Origin of the sequence: Spirosoma arboris (assembly GCF_009754945.1) — a bacterium.
GTDB classification, from domain to species: domain Bacteria; phylum Bacteroidota; class Bacteroidia; order Cytophagales; family Spirosomataceae; genus Spirosoma; species Spirosoma arboris.
The window spans coordinates 1-1,733 of record NZ_WPIN01000048.1; the positions used below are offsets into that span (position 1 = coordinate 1).

Annotated in this window: 2 protein-coding genes; both read left to right on the forward strand. The window is 49.7% G+C overall.

Going from position 1 to position 1,733, the window contains the following annotated elements:
- Positions 1 to 240: 240 nt before the first annotated feature.
- On the forward strand, positions 241 to 687 hold the full coding sequence (locus tag GO755_RS40570; protein ID WP_157591156.1) for a hypothetical protein: 447 nt from the start codon (positions 241 to 243) through the stop codon (positions 685 to 687).
- A gap of 75 nt (positions 688 to 762) precedes the next feature.
- Entirely contained in the window at positions 763 to 1,608 is an 846-nt protein-coding gene (locus GO755_RS40575; protein WP_227687296.1) for a M23 family metallopeptidase, read from the forward strand.
- Positions 1,609 to 1,733: the final 125 nt, after the last annotated feature.

Here is a 1,733-nt window from a genome sequence, read left to right on the forward strand (position 1 = left end):
AATCAGAGCTGTTTGGTCTACTTAATAAATATCACTGACTTCTACTACGCAGCACCCAGATGGTTTGTTGCGGAAAGTTAATTAATAATGAATTGTAAGCCCAAACCTGAGCGAACTGGATGGCTTAAGGCACTCCCCTTTTTAAGACCATTAACTGGCTACGATGAACAATCCGTCAAGGTAGCTGTTAGAAAGTACGAACTCAGGCGGCTTGTCCGCCAGCTTAAACGCCTATTGATCATGTTTGAAACCATCTTGAATCTCGTCCGCCAGCATGCTGGCCAGTCGGTTATTAACAACCCCGCCATTCCCAATGAGAAGAACGATACGGTGCTGCAAACAGTCACCAGTGGCATCATGAATGGATTGGGCCAGCAAGCCCAGGGTGGTGGCTTAGGCGGTTTATTGGGGATGGTAACCGGGCAAGGGGGTAGCGTGGCTGATCATCCCGCCACCCAGGGCGTTCAACAGACGGTACAGCAGGACCTGATGAGTAAACTGGGCATCTCACCCCAAGTAGCCATGTCCGTGGCCGGAGCTTTAGTGCCGCTGGTGCTTGGTAAGCTGCTGCATAAAGCCAACGATCCCAATGACTCAAGCGTTGATGCGGGGAGCCTGCTCAATTCGCTGGGTGGTCAGAGCGGAGGACTTGGTACTATACTTGGCGGGCTGTTTGGTAGCCACTAAAGCTCAATAAATAACTTGGCCGCACAATCAGTTAGCGCCTTTCTAAGAAGCCATTCTATGCTTACAATTCGGTTAATGTCTCTACTTACCCTCTTGCTCAACGTACCGGTTGGAAACGCTCAAAACCAGAAAGCTGGGCTGAGCATAGCGCCTAAGTCGGTGAGTGTGGGGCAAGGTGAAGTAGCCCGCTGGGCGGGTAACTGTCTACGTTGTAGTTTGGAGAAGCGAGCCTGGTCGCCTGTTAATGGCACTTGTTACTATCCCGTTGATATGGACATGAAGCCAGGTTCCTATACGATTTCTCGTCGTACAACCGGTGGAAAATTGGAAACCGCCACTCTCCAGGTAACACTCAAAGCCTGTACGCAGGAAGATCTTAAAAACTTCCCGAAGAAGGAATACATCAATGTAGCCCCGCAAAATCAGGCTCGTGCCGCCAAAGAAGCGGCCGTTGTCAATCCAATAATCAGCTACAAAACTACGGTGCGCCCTGCCGTTTTCGATTTGCCGGTAGGCAAACCCGCTCATTCGCTGCCGAAAGGAGAAGGCAATTTTGGGGCTTGTCGGACCTTTGATGGTCAACCCCGCGACCGGCATACGGGGCAAGACTACCCGGTTGGAATGGGAGAACCAGTATTAAGCGCTGGCAATGGCCGGGTGCTGCTGGCTGCGAATCATTTCTATAGTGGAAATTCGGTCTACATTGACCACGGGAATGGCTTGATTTCAGAGTATTTTCATTTGAAGAGCTACTCAGTTAAACCCAATCAGACCGTTACGAAGGGACAAAAAATAGGCTTAGTAGGCGAAACGGGCCGGGTAACAGGTCCACACTTGCACTTTGGCGTACGTTGGCATGGGGCTTGTATTAACCCTGGCTTTTTGTTGATTGATCCGTCCGATATACCGCAAGTGAAATAAACGGGGAAGTACGGCCCGATTAATTGTTTATTGATAGAACTTAACCAGTCTTTCCAATGGATAAACGTAAGCAGAAAATGCCACCTACCAACGATGGCCTGACGCATAAAGTCACTGATTCCAGT